Consider the following 17,176-nt stretch of genomic DNA (forward strand, 5'->3'; position numbering starts at 1 on the left):
TATCGTGATGTAAAAACTCACAACATATACGCTTGACTGGGAAGAAGGTCAATAGGGTCAAAGTCTCCTTTCCTTAGAAAAGGCCTAGAAACTTCTTCCTTATACGCTCCGGTGGTTCTGCCACAACCGGCTTGTTCTCGACGAGGCGCGTCGCGTTCGTTTGAAAGAGATTCGTGTAGGAAGCACCGAATTCGTCGGTCAGCGCCGCATACGCTTCCCGCAGATTAAAAGAGCGCGCTCTTGTGTTGTGCGCGTCCGATGCGATAAAATGGGTTAGGTGATGTTCGAGTAACCGCTTCGCAAACTGGTTCGTCTTTTTCGAGGCCCGTCCGGTTAAGCAGTGGCTTGTAATCTGTGTGAGGGCGCCGTTTTTCACAAAGCGGTAGAGCTCGTCCGGGCGTTCGACAAAGGTCTTGTTCCGCTCGGGATGCACGATAATGGGGACATACCCTTCCATCTGCACGTCGTAAAACAGATGCCGCGCATAGGCCGGCACTTCCACCGAGGAGAACTCGACGAAGACGTAGCGGCTTTCGTTCAGGCCGATCGCGTCTCCTGTCCGGAGCTCCTCGAGAAACTCGCCGTGAATGCGGATTTCCTGCCCTGCGAGTACGTGAAGCGGTACGCCGAGTTGTTCGAGCGTTTTGTTAAAGCTGTGGGCCAGGGCCGTGACCGCGCCCCCGGGATTCGTAAACGCCCCATTCCGGTGATGAGGAGTCGCGATGACGGTACGGATGCCATTTGCGGCCGCCGCTTCGGCAAGCTTCACCGCTTCTTCTTCCGTCTCCGGCCCATCGTCAATCCCCGGTAATATGTGAGTATGGATATCAATCATCCACGCCCCTCCCCCCTTCTCGATAACCGCCGATAGACTCACAGACTAACATCTTCCTATTGGTGCTATATTCCTAAACGTAATTGCTTAAATTTTAGCATGAAATGGTTCAATATGTAACCGTTTTTGGAAATTAATTGCTAAAAACAATGTCTAGTTCGATAGATTATTGTCGATCGTTTTGTCATTTGTTTATAATAAGGAGGAATTGTCGGAAAATTGGGTGTTTCCTGTGTCATATGCCTTAGGATAATAGCTCTTCAGCGATGAGGGTGTAGGATGTGATCCGATCGGCGGGTGAATGGGTGTGGGTGTTGATCATGATTTCATCCGCACCGGTTTTTCGTTGGATATTGATGAGCTGTCTTGCCACGGTTTGCGGATCGCCGTAGGTGAGACGCTCTTTTCGTTTCGCAAGCTTTTCCTCTTCTTCCGGTGTTAGCTTGTATTGTTTGGCGGCTTCGATCGACGGGAGGCCGTTTTGTCCAGCCCCTTCGTCTCTCTCCAAGGAAGCGATGAGGGAGCTAAGCGCGATGTCTTCCGCTTTTTCGGCCGTCGCCGCGCAAATGGCGTTGATGGTGACGAGCGTATCAGGCTGCTTGGCTGTGCGCGCACCGATTCGGTCGGCCTGCCGCGGCTGGAATGCTTTTTTGTACGCAGCGATGGCGTCCGCTCCGTCGCTGTCGCTCATGAACGCCCCGAAGGCATAAGCCATCCCGTGCTCCGCGGCGAGGCGGGCACTTTTTTCACTCGTCCCGAGCATCCACGGCTCCGGCGCGATTGCCGGAAGCGGGGACGCGGATAAGCTCGCGTGCTCATTCGCGGGCTCGTAGGTGTCATCGAGAAATTGCAGGAGCTCGGCGGTGAGGTCCGGCAGGCGAAAGACGTTTTGCAGAAAATTATCCGAAAGCGCATTCGTCGCCTCCGCGGAACCGCCGGGCGCGCGTCCAATGCCGACATCGATCCGTCCCGGGAACAGCGTCGCGAGCATATGGTGCACCTCCGCCACTTTGTACGGCTTGTAGTGCGGCAACAGCATCGCCCCCGTCCCGAGCCGGATCGTGTTCGTCTGCGCACCGATGTAGGCAAGCATCACTTCCGGCGCCGAACACGCGAGCCCCGGCAGATCATGATGCTCCGTCATCCAAAAACGCGTGTAGCCGAGTGCCTCTCCGACTTGCGCAAGCCGCGCCGATTCCCGGAGCGCCTCCTCCGCCGACTGCCCCGCCGAAACCGGCGCTTGATCCAAAATACTCACTCTCATCAAACGTGACCCTCCTTTTAGGTAGTTGTTTTTTCTGTCTCCTGTGCTTTTCAGGAGACACGGTTTTCAGCCATTGAAATGGTTTTTGGTTTCTGGAAGCGGCGTAGCGTCGCTCATGGGGTTTGCATGAGACACGTTTTTCAGGCATTCTTACGCTTTTTGGTTTCATGGAGGAGCAGCACGGCCCCCTAACCAATCCACCGGCCCCCTCCCGCTCTACTGCCGAATAATGCAGGAGAGGAAGCTGATCGTCGGCGCTCCCTCTCTCGTTGTTCCCTTATTCGTTTTTTGGCAGGCGGAAGGCGGGGGTGATGTTCGCATAGTCACCGGCGAGGCGGGCGAGCGGCTCCCAGTTGGCGATGTCGGTTTTGTAATTGCCGAGGTAGGCGGAGTCGTCGACGCGGGCGCGCTGGACTTGGCCGAGCACGAGATGGTCGGTGCCGACTTCGATGATGCGGTCGAGCTTGCACTCAAACGCGATCGGGGATTCTTGGACCGCGGGCACGCTGATCGTCTCAGACGGCTCCGGGGTCAGCCCCGCTTTTTCAAACTCGTTGACCTCGGGTGCGAGATGAAGCGATGATTCGTACATGTTATTTGCGAGCGCATCAGGCACCACGTTAATGACAAATTCTTCCGTTTCGCGAACATTCGTGAGCGTATCCTTAACCGTGCCTTTTCGCTCCTGGACACCGGGGCCGATCGAGACAAGCAAGGTCGGCGGCTTCCGGGAAGCGACGGTGAAAAAGCTGAACGGCGCTAGATTCAGAAGACCGTCCTTGTTTTTCGTCGACACCCACGCGATAGGCCGCGGGACGACGGAGCCGATGAGTAATTTGTACATTTGTTGCGTTTCTAATTGTTCCGGGTTGAAAATATGAGCATCTTTAGCTGGCATGATTTTTTTCTCCTTCCGAATGAATCGTTAGTTGTATGAGTAAAAAAAGCAGGGCGGTGAGCACGAGGACCGCAGCAAGCGCGAACCAGCCGGCGGTAAACGCACCGGTCATGTCGGTCGTCAGCCCGAAAAGCGGGGGACCGACGACCATGCCGAGCGACCCGACGCTGACGCTGAAGCCACTCGAGATTCCTGCTTGTTTGGCGGGAACCACTTCGGTTGCCGCGTTCATCCACAGCCCGTTAAAACCAGAGACACAGAGGCCGAACACGAAAATCAAGGCAGCAACGGCGATAAACGGCACGCCCGGTTGAAACAGCGCCATGACAACGGCGCAGGCCGCGGAAATGAGCGCAATCATCATTAACAGTATCATCCGGTTTCCATGAAAAAGCCGGTCGCTGATCACGCCCCAGGCAACACGCCCGATCGAACCGCCTACTTCCGAAACCACGAGGAGGACGGCCGCCGCGGCAATCGACATGCCGAGCACCTGATTGGCGTAAATAATGACGTACGTGTTTAAAGACGTCTGCGCGATGTTAAAACCGATCGCCCCGCTGCTTACAAACACGAGCGCACGATTTTTTACCATCTGAAAAAATGCCGCACCCCGGCGTTCGCTGGTGCCCGGTTTCTTTTTTCCCTTGGTCTCCCTTTTCACCGCTGCCGTGTCCTGATACCGGACATAACTAAGGAGGCCGGCTGCGACGAGGAGGGAAGCGGCGCCGAGAATGACCGGGCGCCAGCCAATCGCGGCCGACAGCGGCACGAGGAGAAGGGCGGCAAGCGCTGATCCCGCGGTCACGCCCATCTGCTTAATCCCCATCGCCGTGCCGCGCTTCCGCCGTTCGAACCAATTCAGGATCCCGATGCTCGACGTCGGATGCATCGCCCCGTACCCGAAGCCGCCAATCATGAAAAAAAGCAGCACGAGCAGGAAGCTAGACGAGAACGACGCCGCGATAAAACTGAGACCGAGGCAGAGCGAAAGCCCGAGCAGCAGCGCCCGGGAGCCAAAGCGGTCGACGAGGGCTCCCGACGGAATCGCGACTGCGATCTGCCCGAGAAACAAGGCCGCCGGCAGCATCCCGATCTGCGCGTTGGAGAGCGACAAACTAGCTCCGATAAACACCCCGAGCGGCGCGATGCTGCGGCCGACAAACGCGACAAGTACTTGCGTAAACAATAGCCACCCGAGCATCTGCCACGGACTGCGGTCTGCGGATGCGCGCATCCCCTCCCTTCCCTCTGTATCCACCATAGCTGAAAACCCTTCCTCCGCGAGACCTCTCCCGCTAGTTGCATTTTTCAAGCTATTCTTAGTTTACTTGATTCGAGGAATTTTTTCATTTCCCAGCGATCCATGCACTGATTTTTCTCAAATTAGCTCTTCGACATACGACGTGAACGTACCATAAGACTAAAATCGAGCTAGAGCAGGGCGGAATTGGTCTTTTGAACGCTTCATAAGACCAAAATTGAGCTGGTGCAGGACCGGTTTGGTCTTTTGAACGCTCTATAAGACCAAAATTGAGCTGGTGCAGGACGAGATTGGTCTTTTGAACGCCCCTTAAGACCAATATCAAGCAGGAGTAAGGCTGAATTGGTCTTTTGAACGCTCCATAAGACCAAATCTTCTAGAAAAAAAGAGAGTTCTCGCTCTCATGTTGAGGGGGAGAACTCTCTTTTCGTCTGGTGTTACGATTTTTTGCGAAGTTTTTCTTCTTTGACGGGCGTGACAGGGGTCGTGGATTCGAGTTCTTCTTGCCGTAGTGATTTGAAGAAGGAGATAATCATCAGGATCACTACGATCGAAAACGGAAGTCCGGCTACAGCTGACACGGTTTGCAGCGGGGTTAATCCTCCGCTTAACAAGAGTGCAATGGCCACTCCGGCGATAACGGCGCCCCACATGATTTTGCTTCGATTAGAAGGTTCCGTCGTTTCTTCGCTGTACATCCCTAATACGTATACGGTTGAGTCTGCTGATGTGACGAAAAAGATGATTAAGGAAATAAACGTCATCACGATCAGGATCGGACTCATTGGAAAGAGCTGTAAGAAATAAAACAGGGCGGTGTCCATATTTTCAAGGATACGGTTCGCTAGTTCATTGTTACCGAGGTTGACGATATTGTAGAGAGCGCTTCCACCAATTGTCGAGTACCAGATGATTGTCGCGAGCGTTGGAATGAGCATCGCGCCGAAGATAAATTCCCGGATCGTCCGGCCTCGTGAAATACGGGCAATAAACAGTCCGACAAATACGCCGAAACTAATCGCCCAGCCCCAATAGAAGAAATCCCAGCCGGCTTGCCACGTATAATTATCAAGAAATGGCTCTAAGTGGAAACTCATGCCTAAGAAATTCTGCAAGTAGTCGCCGGTGCCACTTACGAAGATTTCAAAAATCGAGCGTGTTGGCCCTAGTACAAAGATTAATACCATAATGAGTAACGCAATGACGATATTAATATTGGACAACCACTTAATTCCGCGTTCAATTCCCGTACTGGCAGACAGGATAAACATGACGGTTAGAATAAGAATGACGATAATTTGGTTCACCGGTGTGTTACTGATTCCCCATACGTAATCAAAGCCGGCCCCCATCTGCTTGACACCCAAACCTAGGGATGTCGTAATGCCGCTGATGACCGCAAAAATCGCAATGATGTTGATGAGTTTTCCGATAGGACCGAATGCTTTCTCCCCTAGTAACGGCTGCAGCGTATGGTTGATCAATGGCGGTGTGTTTTTCCGATACTGGAAGTAAGCCATTAACAAACCGATGATGGAGTATGACCCCCAGCTATGCAGCCCCCAATGAAAGAACGTGTACTGCATCGCGGTCTCGGCTGCTTCTTTCGTCTGGCCGTCACCAAATGGCGGCTCCATGTACATGAGAACCGGTTCCGCCACTCCCCAGAAAAACAGGCTGATCGCCAGTCCCGAGCTGTAGAGCATCGCAATCCATGTAAAGCGGCTGAATTGCGGTTTCTCGTTGTCCTTTCCTAAGCGGATTTTTCCGTATTTTGAGAAAGCCGCGTATAAACAGATAACGACGAATGCAAAAGCAATAAGCATATAATACCAACCGAAGTTTTCACTAATAAAGGTGTAGAGAATGTATTCGGAAGCCGCTCCCAATGTTTCAGGAGCGATAATTCCGAAGGCTACAAATATAAAGGTGACGATGAGTGAACCGATGACGACACTATTTTTTCCCATAGAACCCTCTCTTTCTTGCGTAAATTTTTATTCTTCTGCGGGGATGACCCACTGATCTTTCCCGCGTACGGTCGTGACGTATTCCGGCCAGCGGTAGTGAATCGGCGGTTCGTAATCACAAAGCGGTTCTACCCAGTTGCTGCCGCCGATTCCGCCGCCGGTCCGTTCCTTAAATTCTTCCTGTGCTTCTTTTAACAAGTCTGGCTTCGTCAGTAAATCGATGACGGTCATGCCGACTGTTTTGGAGGCGCTTTCGATCATCGGATCTATACACTCGCGCATACCGCCGAGCGCGTTCATCACCCAGGCCGGGTACGCATAGCCGGGTTTCGGTGATTTTAATGCCGGCCTTCCGATGTACAGGCGGACAGTTGGCGCATGCCAGCAGTATTCCGTGTAATCATCCGACGTGAAATGTTCCTGCCAGGCCGGCAGCATGTTACGCAGTTTCTTTTCTGCTTCTTCCGGCGGGATCAATGTTTCAATTTCATCGATAAAGGGTTTATCCAAGACTTCCAGGCCGAGATTCTTCTGAATTTCCTGGGCGCGCTTGATCGCCTCTCCTTCAAACTTAGGAGCCCCTGCGAGTTCCAGGTTTTCATACGTTGCTTTCGCCATCGTGTGATTCGCAAGCCCGGTCCGCGACTTTGTAATCCAATTCCGTTCCCACTTGCAGTGCGCAGCGTTGGCGGCACTTTCGGCGTTCTTGTCCAGGACATGGACGACTTTTTCTGCCATTTCAATATCAGGGACACGGATAAAGTAGTAGATCTGCCCCATCTGTCCCGGAATGTTGTCTGCCGTGGCCTGTCCGGTATTGAGGATCGTTTCATTCATCGACCATCCCATATTGTTCGGCAGCATGTGCTCCTTCGACATTTTCGACATGCTGTACATATTTACGACGGCATCAGTGGCACCGGGCGCCCGGGCTGCCGCGTGGGAGGCAGGGATTGGCGAGTCATCACCGGATGCAAGCCACGTTTCCGGTTCGTCACACGTAAACGTATACATAACGGAGAACGCGACTGCACAGTGCGTGTCCCAGCGGGTTGTATTGCAGAGCGGCAGCATGTAAAAAGGATGGAAGCTAATGGCTGCATCCAGGTCGTCATAATATCCTTTGGCGGCGTGAATCGGCTTCGAACCTCGTAGTTTTTCAGCTGGTTCTCCGAAAAACTTCAATTTTCCCTTTATGTTGTGCTTTTCCATGACCGCCTTGGCGGCTAAAAATCCGCCGAGCGACCCGATGCCGAGTGCCGAATGAGGATCCGTGTGCCCGCCTGCGTGTTTACTTAAGCCGTCCCGGGGGCGTTCCACCGTATCCGCGGCTTGGCAATTACCGGGAACGGCGTCGTATTCTGCAAACCCGCCAATGATCGGTCCCTCGCCGTTTTCCCACGTGGCGCAGAAAGCTGTCGGCATGCCGCCGCTCCCTTCCTCCACCGTGAACCCTTCTTCTTTTAAACGTTCCACGTACCAAGCGGCTGATTTATACTCCCGCCAAGCCGTTTCCCCGTAGTTCCAAATCGTTTGATTCCAGTCCGATAAGTGGTTCTTATTTTCCGTAACCCACTCCATTACTTGCTTTTTTTCCTCTGTCACAACGTTCACCTCATTATTAATGAATTCCATTCGTTCGCAAAATGCACATGCGAACAATTTTTTAAATACACACTTTCATTAAAAAAGCTAATTTAGTTGATTGGAACGGAAGGCGGCGAATCCCGACGCACAGGATGTGCTAGTGCCGCCGTTCCCACAGGACGTGGGGAACTTAGGCGGCTTCCTTCTAGTACCCGCAAGTGAAAGCGTCCGCCTGGAGTGAAAATCAACCGCTCTATCCTATTTTCGAATTGTTCTCGATTAAACAGCTGTGGAGTTGCCAACTAAGATCAGTTGGTGTGTACTTTTTCGCCGGCAATCCAGGTTTCGTTAACTTTTATGTCTTTTACTTCTTCGATTGCAACGTCGTAAGGGTTCTCGGATAGTATCGCAAAGTCTGCGAATTTCCCTGCTGCAATGGAGCCGATATCGTTTTCACGGTGAATGGCTTTCGCCGCTTCAATCGTATAGCCTTTTAGTGCTTCCGTGAGTGTGATCTGGTGTTCGTCGCCGACGACGTTTCCTTTCAACGTATTCCGGGTGACCGCGGCGTAGATGGCTAACAGCGGATGCGGCGGTGCTACCGGAGCATCAGATGACAGAACAATCGGGATGTTCTTTTCTTTAAACCAGCCGTATGGGGAATAATTCTTGCCGTAATCTCCGACGGCGTTGACGACCCCTTCGCCAAACTGGTACACGTGCTGCGGCTGCGGAACAGGCCAGAGATCGAGCTCAGCAATGTCGTTAATTTGTTTCCGGTCCGGCAGGCCGCAGTGCTCAATGCGGTGGCGCACATCGTCGCGCGGTGCTTGCTTTTGCGATTCTCTCGCGCCGTCAATAACTAATTGAATCGCCCCGTCTCCCTGCGCATGGGTAATCGTTTGAAATCCTTGCGTATGGGCTTTCACAAACATTTCATTAAACTCATCCGGCTCGTGGTATAAGTAACCTTGCGTCCGGTCGCTGTCGCCGTATCCCGAAGATAAGTAAGCGGTCCCGGAGTTTAGAGAACCATCTGCGTAAAATTTAATCGACCCGATCTGAAGCTGTTCATCACCAAATCCGGAGCGGAAGCCAAGTTCAATGAGCTCATCTAAATACGTAGATAAAAAGGACATCACGATCCGCATTTTCAACTGACCGTTTTTTCTGGCGCTGTCAAAGGATTCCATCTCCTGCTTCGTTACCTGCGGGTCATTGATTGTGGTAACACCCGCTGCGAGGCACTGCTGTTGCCCGACTTCTACTAATTGCAACAGATTCTCGGTCGTGTCTGGCATATGGATGTTCGGTCCGTTATTTCCAACAACGACACCGGTCGCTTTCGCAAAGAAGTCGTTCGCACTGTCATATAATTGGCCGTTCGGCTCTCCGTTTTCGTCTCTCCCGAAGGCGCCGCCCTCTGGATCTTCCGTATTTTTATCGACCCCGAGCTGCTCGAGGAAATGATGATTCACGACGTTCGAATGACCGCTGACATGCATGATCTGTACGGGATAGTCTGTGCTGACCCGGTCGAGGTCATCCGCCGTCGGGTAACGTTTTTCTTTTAACGTCCGCTGATCAAAGCCAAACCCTCGGATAATTCCGCCGTCTTTTAACATAGCGGTATGTTTGGAGAGTCGCTCGACGATATCGTCAATACTTTTCACAGCCGGGTAGCTGAGATCCACCCACGTATGGCACATGCCGAGCATCATTAAATGGGCATGGGGGTCTACGAAGCCTGGTACTAAACAGCAGCCTTCCAAATTGACTTCCTGGACATTTTCTCCCTTCAACTTCTCTTGGCATTCGGCAAGGGAGCCGGCCGCGATTATTTTATTATTCTCCACCGCTACCGCTTCCACTTGTTCTGTTTCCTCCATCGTCAAAATGGATCCACCATAAAATAACGTATATTGGTTTTTCACTTTCTGTCCCTCCTGTTGTATAAACGCTTGACTGTATTATTTTTAAAAAAAGCGCGAATGGCCTGAGCATAAGCTACAAGCCTTTGCCCCTTATATAATTGCAAGTATTGTGCCAACATTCCCTTCCCCTTTGTATCAGGGATTTGATCATGTGCGGCCGACCAGCTTATACGAAACTGTATAAGACAAACGCTTAACTGAATGTTTCCCAGGGCTGATTATGGACTTGTATGTAAAAAGCAACTTGACAACAAAGATGTTTTAACTATCTTGACTGAAAAGAGCGTCGGGCGGCGACTCCTGCGGGAAAAGCAACAGCTGAAGATCCCGCAGCGAGTGCTCTTTAAGGGGAAAGGCTAAGGACGCCACGTCCTGTGGCAACGCCTTTTTGACCAACATCCTGTTGGCCCGAGGAAGCTGAAGCGTTGCCCGCGGAAAGCGTCCGCCCAGAGCGAATGGAAGTCAGCTGTAGGCGCGCAAAAATAGAGTGTTGAAAGTGTAGATTGAATAGTTTCCTCGAGAAAAACTGACGCATACATGAACTCATACGTTTTTGTATAGGTCTATACAATGTTGTATAATGAGAGTTATAGACAGGTATGGGGGCGATAACAGTGGCTATCGAATACTCGTTGGAAGTAGATAAGATCGTGGACCGCATTTACACTGATGTCATCATCGTGGATATGGACGGCATTGTGGTGTTCGCGAATGATTCCACGGAGCACTGGTTTGACATGAAAAAAGAAGAAATCATCGGAAGGTCCGTCTATGAGTTGGAAAAAGAGCGGGTTTTTTATCCGTCAATTGCGAGAAAAGTATTAGAAACCGGGGAAAAACAAACAATGGTGCAGCAGTCTCAAAATGGCAAGAACCTGCTTGTCACCGGAAACATGGTGTACGATGAACAGGGCCAAGTGAGGCTTATCGCTTGTTATTCCCAGGACTTTACCGAACTGGAGAAATTAAAAGCCTACATCAAAAAAATGGGGGGCGAGCTGGATAGCATCAAGCAAGAGCTCGAACACTTAAAGCACTACAAAGAGAATGGATCCACCATTATCGCGCGCAGTAACAACATGCAGCAGGTGCTTACGATGATGAACCGAGTGGCGGAAACCGAAGCTGCCGTTTTGTTCACAGGGGAATCTGGAGTTGGGAAAAGTTTATTGGCGGAGCATTTACACCAAAAGAGCAACCGGAAAGGAAACTTTGTCCCGATTAACTGTGCGAGTATTCCCGAATCCTTACTAGAGTCGGAGCTGTTCGGCTACACAGCCGGAGCGTTTACCGGCGCTAATCCAAAAGGAAAAAAAGGACTCGTCGAAGAAGCGCAGGACGGCACCTTGTTCCTCGATGAGATTGGGGAACTTTCCTTTAATCTGCAAGCAAAGCTGCTCCAATTAATTCAGGAAAAAACATTTTACCGAATTGGTGATACCGAACCGCGCGAAGTCAACTTCCGCCTTATTACCGCCACCCATGTCGACTTGGAGAAGCGGATTGGGGAAGGTAAGTTTCGGGAGGATCTGTTCTTTCGTTTGTCGGTTATTCATATCCCGATCCCGTCATTGAAGGAGCGACAGGAGGACCTACTCGCCTTAATCATGGAATTTACCCGCACTTTTAATGAACGCTATCACCTAGAAAAAGAGCTGTCGCATCATACGATCGACTGCTTGCTGCGCTACTCTTGGCCCGGGAATGTCCGGGAACTCGCAAACATTATTGAAAGACTTCTCTTAACCGTGGAGGACCAAACAATTCAGCCCGAGCATCTACCCGAGAGAATGAATCCGCATCATTTATCCGTCTCTTTGGACGATATCGACCGCAAATCTTTAGCGGAAATAATGAGAGATACGGAAATCAAGGTGCTGCTGGAAGCCCGGGAACGCTGCGGAAGCACCACTAAAATGGCAACCTATTTGGGGGTCAGCCAGCCCACCGTCGTTCGGAAATTGCAGAAGTACGGGTTAACCACAAACCATCATATAAATGAATGAGACGTTACTCGATTACGCTCGTGAATCAGGATGTGCTGTGCCGCCGTTCCTACAGGACACGCCGGGGAACTTAGGCGGCTTCCTTCTAGACCTCAGGGCAAATCAACTTTTAAAGCTAGCGTTCCTCTTTAGTTTTTGTTTTTCATCTAAAATTCAGATAATTATCTTGCACTTTTGTGACCCATATCCTAATATAATAGTATTACAAGTGAAGGAAGTGGCCTATGATTAAAAAACATCGCCGTGAACCGTTGGAGTTGCAGGTTTTTCTGTGTGCCAGCGCAAGAAAAAATTTCCCTCCGGAAGATAATTTTTATTTCCATCATATTTACAATGATTACAAAGGCATGGTGAGATTTGATCAGTTCCTGAATAGGGCACCGCTCGATAATTTGATTCTACATAACCTGACGTTTGAGTACCGAAGAAGTTATATCCACGTGGATACCCTTCTCATCAAGGCTAACACGGTCCATTTATTTGAAATGTGTACGCGGCCGGGTTCGTATTATGCGAAGGGGGACTATTGGTATCCGTACCCAGAGATGGATGAACGATGGGCTCCGCATCAGGAACTGCAGGATAAGGCGTCCCTTTTTACTAGTTTTTTGAGGCAGATCGGCTTTTCCTCCTTTACCGCAGCGTCGCATCTGATGTGTATGGAACCTCAGTTTGTTTTGTACAATGCGCAGCCGGACCCTGACGTTGTGTTTGCGGGTCAGTTAGGTTCTTTTTTTGCCGATTTGGTCCTCGACTCCCCTCCTGACGTCACCGAGCAGCATCATCAACTCGCGGATCGGCTGTTGTCTTTGCACATCGAGGACCCTTCCGACCGCTACACGCCCGCGTATGAGTATGAGGAATTAGCGAAAGGGGTCACCTGTGAAAAGTGTGCCACGATGATGACGTTTGACGAGAACCAGTTTCATTGCGCTCCTTGCGACCGTTCCTGGAAGTATGACACGACCATGCAGCGGCTGATCGGTGAGTTTAAACTGCTTTTTCCCGAGAGACGAGCTACCGCCGCCGCGCTAGACGATTGGTGTGCCGGTACCGTTCCGCTGTCGACAATACGCCAGTCCTTGAAAGAATATTCTCCCCCTCGCCGGCCGTCTAAGACTACTTCCTTCTTTATGGAAAGCCTCTAATGTTCCCTCTCACAAAGGCGGTTCGTCCGCCTTTTCCTTCCATTCTGTTCAGAAAGGACGTGCCAGATGTTTCTAAAAACCCGCACGAAACCAAAAGAGTTACAGATTTTCCATTACGTCGACGCACGGATGACGTTGCCGAAAGAGAACAGGCAGCATTTTCGTAATATCGAAAAAGGATTCGAAGGTGAAAAAATGTTTGATCACTGGCTGCGGGCGTTGTCGGTGGATTGCCTTGTTTTGAATGATTTGACCTTTAACGTCCAGCAGTCGTATGTGCAACTTGATTCCCTCGTTTTGTTACGTGACACGCTTTTTTTATTCGAAGTGAAAAATTTCGAAGGCGATTTTTACTTGGAGGACGATCGGTGGTATGCGATGTCCGGCACCGAGATCAGCCATCCGCTTCACCAAGTAAAGCGGGCCGAATCTCTTCTTTCCAAACTCCTCCGCCACAACCGCTCCTCCCTTTCGATCGCGCCTTATTTGATTTTTATTAATCCGGAATTTATGTTGTATCATGCTTTGCCGGACCCTTCCATTATTTTCCCGAATCAATTGAAGCAATTTTTCACCAAGTTTAACAGCAGAGCTTCGTCGATTACCCAACAGCATCAACAGCTTGCGGAACGGCTTCTTTCCCTGCATACGGACAAGTCACCTTATCAGAAATTCCCGAAGTATGAGTATAAGCAGTTGAAAAAAGGCGTTACCTGTGACCAGTGCGGCTCCTTTCTCCTGTTGGTTGACGAGCGGTTTCATTGCCGCATTTGTAAAAACACCATCGACCGAAAAACCGCGGTACTCCAGCAAACAGCGGAATTTGCCGCACTGTTCCCCGAGAAAAAAATCACAACCGCGGCGATATTCGAGTGGTGCGCGGGCGTGATCCCGATGAGACAGATCCGCTACGTGTTAAAACGCAACTACACCCTCATCGGACGCGGCAGATATGCGTATTTCGTAGAGAATCCCATGGTTCCCTCCCCGAGAAACCCCTTTTGATAAGTAGTAGTGAGTGGTTAGTTGCGGGCCGTGTCCAAAAGACCAGATTGGGCTTGATTCCTGCTCGGGTTTGGTCTTTGAGAGCGTCCTTAAGACCAATTCGGACCTGTTCCTACTCGGGTTTAGTCTTTGGGAGCGTTCTTAAGACCAATTCGAGCCTGTTCCAGCCGAGTTTTGGTCTTTTGGGGCGTTCTTAAGACCAATTTCGAACTGCTCCAACCGGGTTTTGGTCTTTTGACGCGTTCTTAAGACCAATTCGAACCTGCTCCAGCTGGGTTTTGGTCTTTGGGAGCGTTCTTAAGACCAATTCAGACCTGCTCCTACCTAGTTTTGGTCTTTTAGGGCGTTCTTAAGACCAATTCGAGCCTGTTCCTACCGAGTTTTGGTCTTTGGGAGCGTTCTTAAGACCAATCCGGGACTGCTCCAGCTGGGTTTTGGTCTTTTGACGCCCGCGTGAGACCGATTTCCTCATGGTTTTTGTTTTTGTTGTCTCATGAGGTTTTCATGAGACACGGTTTTAGGAATTCTGATGTTTGTTGCTTTTGGGGAGGGCACGTGTGGGTGCTGCGGAAATGAAAAGAAAAGGGAAATAGAAAAAAGGCGGGGAGCCCCGCCTTTTTCTTTATCTATTCTTATGCGTTTGCTACTTGTTCTTTGACGTGCTTTTTGATCGTTTTGACGATGAATTGGAAGTCGTCTTCGGTAATGCTGAGCGGCGGGCTGAGTGTGATGATGTTGTTGTTGCCGGCTGCCGTGTCTGCTGTTTTACCGATGATCAGGCCGTCTTGCTTACAACCGCCGACGATTTTAGCGAGCATGTCGCCTTCGAGCGGTTCTTTTGTTTCTTTGTCTTTTACCATTTCAATACCAAAGAGAAGACCGCGGCCACGTACGTCGCCTACGTAAGGAAGCTCTTCTAGTTCCTTCATTTCGTCGAGGAGACGGTCGCCGAGTTCAGCGGAGCGTTCTACGAGTTTTTCTTCTTCCATGATTTCGAGGTTTTTGATCGCAAGCGCACATGCGGCCGGGTTACCACCGAACGTGTTCACATGGCGAAGGTGATCGTACTCGTCAGAACCTTGGAATTTCTCATAGATATCTCTTCTTACTGCTGTCGCAGAAAGTGGTAGATAGGCACTGGTGATTCCTTTTGCCATGGAGATGATATCAGGCTTCACACCGGAGTGTTGGAAACCGAATTTCTTACCAGTACGTCCGAATCCGTTAATGACTTCATCAGAAATGAGAAGCACACCGTACTCGTCACAGATCTCACGAACGCGACGCATGTAGCTGTCGTGCGGGATTAAGATACCGCCGCCGGTGATCATTGGTTCCATGATAACCGCTGCGATTGTTTCTTTCATTTCCCATTTAATCACTTGCTCGATTTCGTTTGCACACTGGATCGCCCATGATTCTGGTGTTTCCCCTTTCGGAACACGGTACGAATCTGGAGGAGTCACGTGCAAGAACCCTGGAGAAAGCGGCTCATATTTATACGCGCGCTGGTTCTGACCGCCGGCAGCCATGGTTGCCATGGTGTTGCCGTGGTACGCGCGGTAACGGGCAATGAACTTAAAGCGGGAAGCATCGCCTGTTTGGTGATGGTATTGACGAGCGATTTTAAACGCTGTTTCGTTTGCTTCCGAACCACTGTTAGAGAAGAAGAAGACGTAATCGTCGTCGCCGATCCATTCGTTCAGCTTTTGAGCAAGCTCAATAGCTGGCTCGTGGCTTTGAGTAAGTGGGAAATATGGCATTTCCATCAACTGTTTATGCGCAACGTCCGCAAGTTCTTTTCGTCCGTACCCTGCGTTTACGCACCAAAGACCAGCCATCGCGTCCAAATATTTATTGCCTTCGTTATCTGTAATCCAAGCGCCTTCTGCTTTCTTCGCGATCAACGATTTGGCGTTTTGATCCGCGCGCATGGCGTGCCAAATGCTGGAACGGTCCTTCTCGTGATATTGAGAAGCGGTAAGTTCTTTTGCCATCTCTATCATCCTTTCGTTCTGAAAATCATCTATATGAGTTAACGTAACTCCAAAGGTCATGATGAAACAATGGGGATCTGCCCACGTCCTGGCGCTTGAAAAAACCACGCCTTACACAAGCACGCAGGAAACAGGGTGTTCTTCCCATTCGCAAAAAAGACACGCCATGTACGTGACGCCGCCTTTTTTATTATTTGTCTTATTGAAGGAATCATGCGAGTCTTTTGTTGTTTGTCGACATACGGCAAACGACTATCCTCATCCTCTATTTTACAGGGTCGTTTTTTTTTGTCAATCCTTTTGAATATATTATATTTTTGCAATTTTCCTATTTAGAGAGCGTTCGGTTGCCTGTCGTTTAAATTTTCTAAAAAGGTTGACCATTTAAAAAGGTGACGTTAAGATAAATGTGGGTATGTTGTCGACATTCGCATATCAACAAGATTTTTTTCACCATCCTCTTGCCTCCTATTAATTACGTGAAGGAAGTTGGAAGTCTATGCACCTACCTATTCATAATGAAGAAAATTCTCGTGCTATTAAACAGAAGCCTCTAGGCCAAGTGGTCGCCGATGAACTGCGCCGGCGCATTTGGACGGGAGAAATTGCGTACGGAGAGCGGTTGCTCGAAGCTGAGCTCGCGGCCGAACTGGATATTAGCCGCAGTTCGCTCCGGGAGGCCCTCCAGAGCTTGGAATATGAGGGGCTCGTCATTAATAAAGCGCGCAAAGGCACGTTTGTGTATAACTTTACGAAACAGGACATGAAAGAAATTACCGAGCTCCGTTATCTGATCGAGATTCCCGCCTTGCTCAAAACGACATCCCGCATCACGGACGAGGATATTGCGTACTTGGAAACATTGCTGGTGGAGATGGAACGATTAATTGACGAAGAAAAGTGGTATGACCTTTTTAACATCGATATGCAATTCCACTTGACGTTGGTGCATCGCTGCGGCAACAGCCGGATTATCAGCATGTATAAAGTCATTCAAACGCAGATCCGCACGTTTTTATCCCAGCTGGAGCCGTATTATAGGGAGAAAAAACAGCTGTTTACGAAAGAACATGCGATGCTCGTGGAAGCTTTTAAAAAACGAGACGTTCAAAAAGTCGAACGATTGGCAAAAGAACATATTAACCAAGTTGCCGTCACCCTCGATTTTGTGGATTAATCTAAATAGTTTTATATTGATTTTCACTGCAGGCGGACGCTTTCCGCGGGCAACGCCTCAGCCTCCTCGACCTGCAAAAGCAGGTCTGTGG

At 50.1% G+C, this 17,176-nt stretch carries 12 protein-coding genes; 4 read left to right on the forward strand and 8 right to left on the reverse strand.

What is annotated here, in order from left to right; translation table 11 throughout:
* Window positions 1-73 precede the first annotated feature (73 nt).
* From LOR49_RS16190 to LOR49_RS16220, 7 genes are all read right to left on the reverse strand, one after another.
* Complete coding sequence (locus tag LOR49_RS16190; RefSeq protein ID WP_240377994.1) at window positions 74-835, reverse strand: tyrosine-protein phosphatase; 762 nt, start codon at window positions 833-835, stop codon at window positions 74-76.
* Between the two features lie 244 nt (window positions 836-1,079).
* A complete protein-coding gene (locus tag LOR49_RS16195) occupies window positions 1,080-2,099 on the reverse strand; it encodes an LLM class flavin-dependent oxidoreductase (protein ID WP_240377995.1) in 1,020 nt (339 codons plus the stop codon).
* A gap of 277 nt (window positions 2,100-2,376) precedes the next feature.
* Window positions 2,377-2,997: a flavin reductase family protein gene (locus tag LOR49_RS16200; protein WP_240377996.1), complete on the reverse strand. Its 621-nt coding sequence runs from the start codon at window positions 2,995-2,997 to the stop codon at window positions 2,377-2,379.
* Entirely contained in the window at window positions 2,987-4,261 is a 1,275-nt protein-coding gene (locus LOR49_RS16205; RefSeq protein WP_240377997.1) for an MFS transporter, read from the reverse strand. Before LOR49_RS16205 ends, LOR49_RS16200 begins: the two co-directional genes overlap by 11 nt.
* Before the next feature lie 437 nt (window positions 4,262-4,698).
* Window positions 4,699-6,231 carry a BCCT family transporter gene (locus LOR49_RS16210; RefSeq protein ID WP_240377998.1) on the reverse strand — a complete coding sequence of 511 codons (1,533 nt, stop codon included), beginning with the start codon at window positions 6,229-6,231 and terminating at the stop codon, window positions 4,699-4,701.
* Window positions 6,232-6,258: 27 nt separating this feature from the next.
* The gene (locus LOR49_RS16215) at window positions 6,259-7,836 is read right to left on the reverse strand and encodes a zinc-binding metallopeptidase family protein (RefSeq protein ID WP_240377999.1); all 1,578 of its coding nucleotides are present in this window, start codon (window positions 7,834-7,836) and stop codon (window positions 6,259-6,261) included.
* A gap of 290 nt (window positions 7,837-8,126) precedes the next feature.
* On the reverse strand, window positions 8,127-9,752 hold the full coding sequence (locus tag LOR49_RS16220; protein WP_240378000.1) for an amidohydrolase: 1,626 nt from the start codon (window positions 9,750-9,752) through the stop codon (window positions 8,127-8,129).
* Between the two features lie 614 nt (window positions 9,753-10,366).
* Here LOR49_RS16220 and LOR49_RS16225 point away from each other — a divergent pair.
* From LOR49_RS16225 to LOR49_RS16235, 3 genes are all read left to right on the forward strand, one after another.
* The gene (locus LOR49_RS16225) at window positions 10,367-11,758 is read left to right on the forward strand and encodes a sigma-54 interaction domain-containing protein (protein WP_240378001.1); all 1,392 of its coding nucleotides are present in this window, start codon (window positions 10,367-10,369) and stop codon (window positions 11,756-11,758) included.
* Between the two features lie 224 nt (window positions 11,759-11,982).
* Window positions 11,983-12,906: a nuclease-related domain-containing protein gene (locus tag LOR49_RS16230; RefSeq protein WP_240378002.1), complete on the forward strand. Its 924-nt coding sequence runs from the start codon at window positions 11,983-11,985 to the stop codon at window positions 12,904-12,906.
* A gap of 66 nt (window positions 12,907-12,972) precedes the next feature.
* Window positions 12,973-13,911 (forward strand): nuclease-related domain-containing protein, encoded by a 939-nt coding sequence (locus LOR49_RS16235; protein ID WP_240378003.1) that lies wholly within the window; start codon window positions 12,973-12,975, stop codon window positions 13,909-13,911.
* Window positions 13,912-14,543: 632 nt separating this feature from the next.
* Here LOR49_RS16235 and LOR49_RS16240 read toward each other — a convergent pair.
* A complete protein-coding gene (locus LOR49_RS16240) occupies window positions 14,544-15,917 on the reverse strand; it encodes an aspartate aminotransferase family protein (RefSeq protein ID WP_420830494.1) in 1,374 nt (457 codons plus the stop codon).
* Window positions 15,918-16,407: 490 nt separating this feature from the next.
* Between LOR49_RS16240 and LOR49_RS16245 the strand changes: the two genes are divergently transcribed.
* Window positions 16,408-17,085 carry a GntR family transcriptional regulator gene (locus tag LOR49_RS16245; protein WP_240378005.1) on the forward strand — a complete coding sequence of 226 codons (678 nt, stop codon included), beginning with the start codon at window positions 16,408-16,410 and terminating at the stop codon, window positions 17,083-17,085.
* Window positions 17,086-17,176 lie beyond the last annotated feature (91 nt).

The sequence above is a fragment of the Bacillus piscicola genome, from assembly GCF_022458745.1.
Lineage (GTDB): Bacteria > Bacillota > Bacilli > Bacillales > Marinococcaceae > Alteribacillus_A > Alteribacillus_A piscicola.

Excerpts from the sequence above, each read along its gene's own strand:
- LOR49_RS16190 (WP_240377994.1), bottom strand. The coding sequence starts at position 835 with ATGATTGATATCCATACTCACATATTACCGGGGATTGACGATGGGCCG.
- LOR49_RS16195 (WP_240377995.1), bottom strand. The coding sequence starts at position 2,099 with ATGAGAGTGAGTATTTTGGATCAAGCGCCGGTTTCGGCGGGGCAGTCG.
- LOR49_RS16200 (WP_240377996.1), bottom strand. The coding sequence starts at position 2,997 with ATGCCAGCTAAAGATGCTCATATTTTCAACCCGGAACAATTAGAAACG.
- LOR49_RS16205 (WP_240377997.1), bottom strand. The coding sequence starts at position 4,261 with ATGGTGGATACAGAGGGAAGGGAGGGGATGCGCGCATCCGCAGACCGC.
- LOR49_RS16210 (WP_240377998.1), bottom strand. The coding sequence starts at position 6,231 with ATGGGAAAAAATAGTGTCGTCATCGGTTCACTCATCGTCACCTTTATA.
- LOR49_RS16230 (WP_240378002.1), top strand. The coding sequence starts at position 11,983 with ATGATTAAAAAACATCGCCGTGAACCGTTGGAGTTGCAGGTTTTTCTG.
- LOR49_RS16235 (WP_240378003.1), top strand. The coding sequence starts at position 12,973 with ATGTTTCTAAAAACCCGCACGAAACCAAAAGAGTTACAGATTTTCCAT.
- LOR49_RS16240 (WP_420830494.1), bottom strand. The coding sequence starts at position 15,917 with ATGATAGAGATGGCAAAAGAACTTACCGCTTCTCAATATCACGAGAAG.
- LOR49_RS16245 (WP_240378005.1), top strand. The coding sequence starts at position 16,408 with ATGCACCTACCTATTCATAATGAAGAAAATTCTCGTGCTATTAAACAG.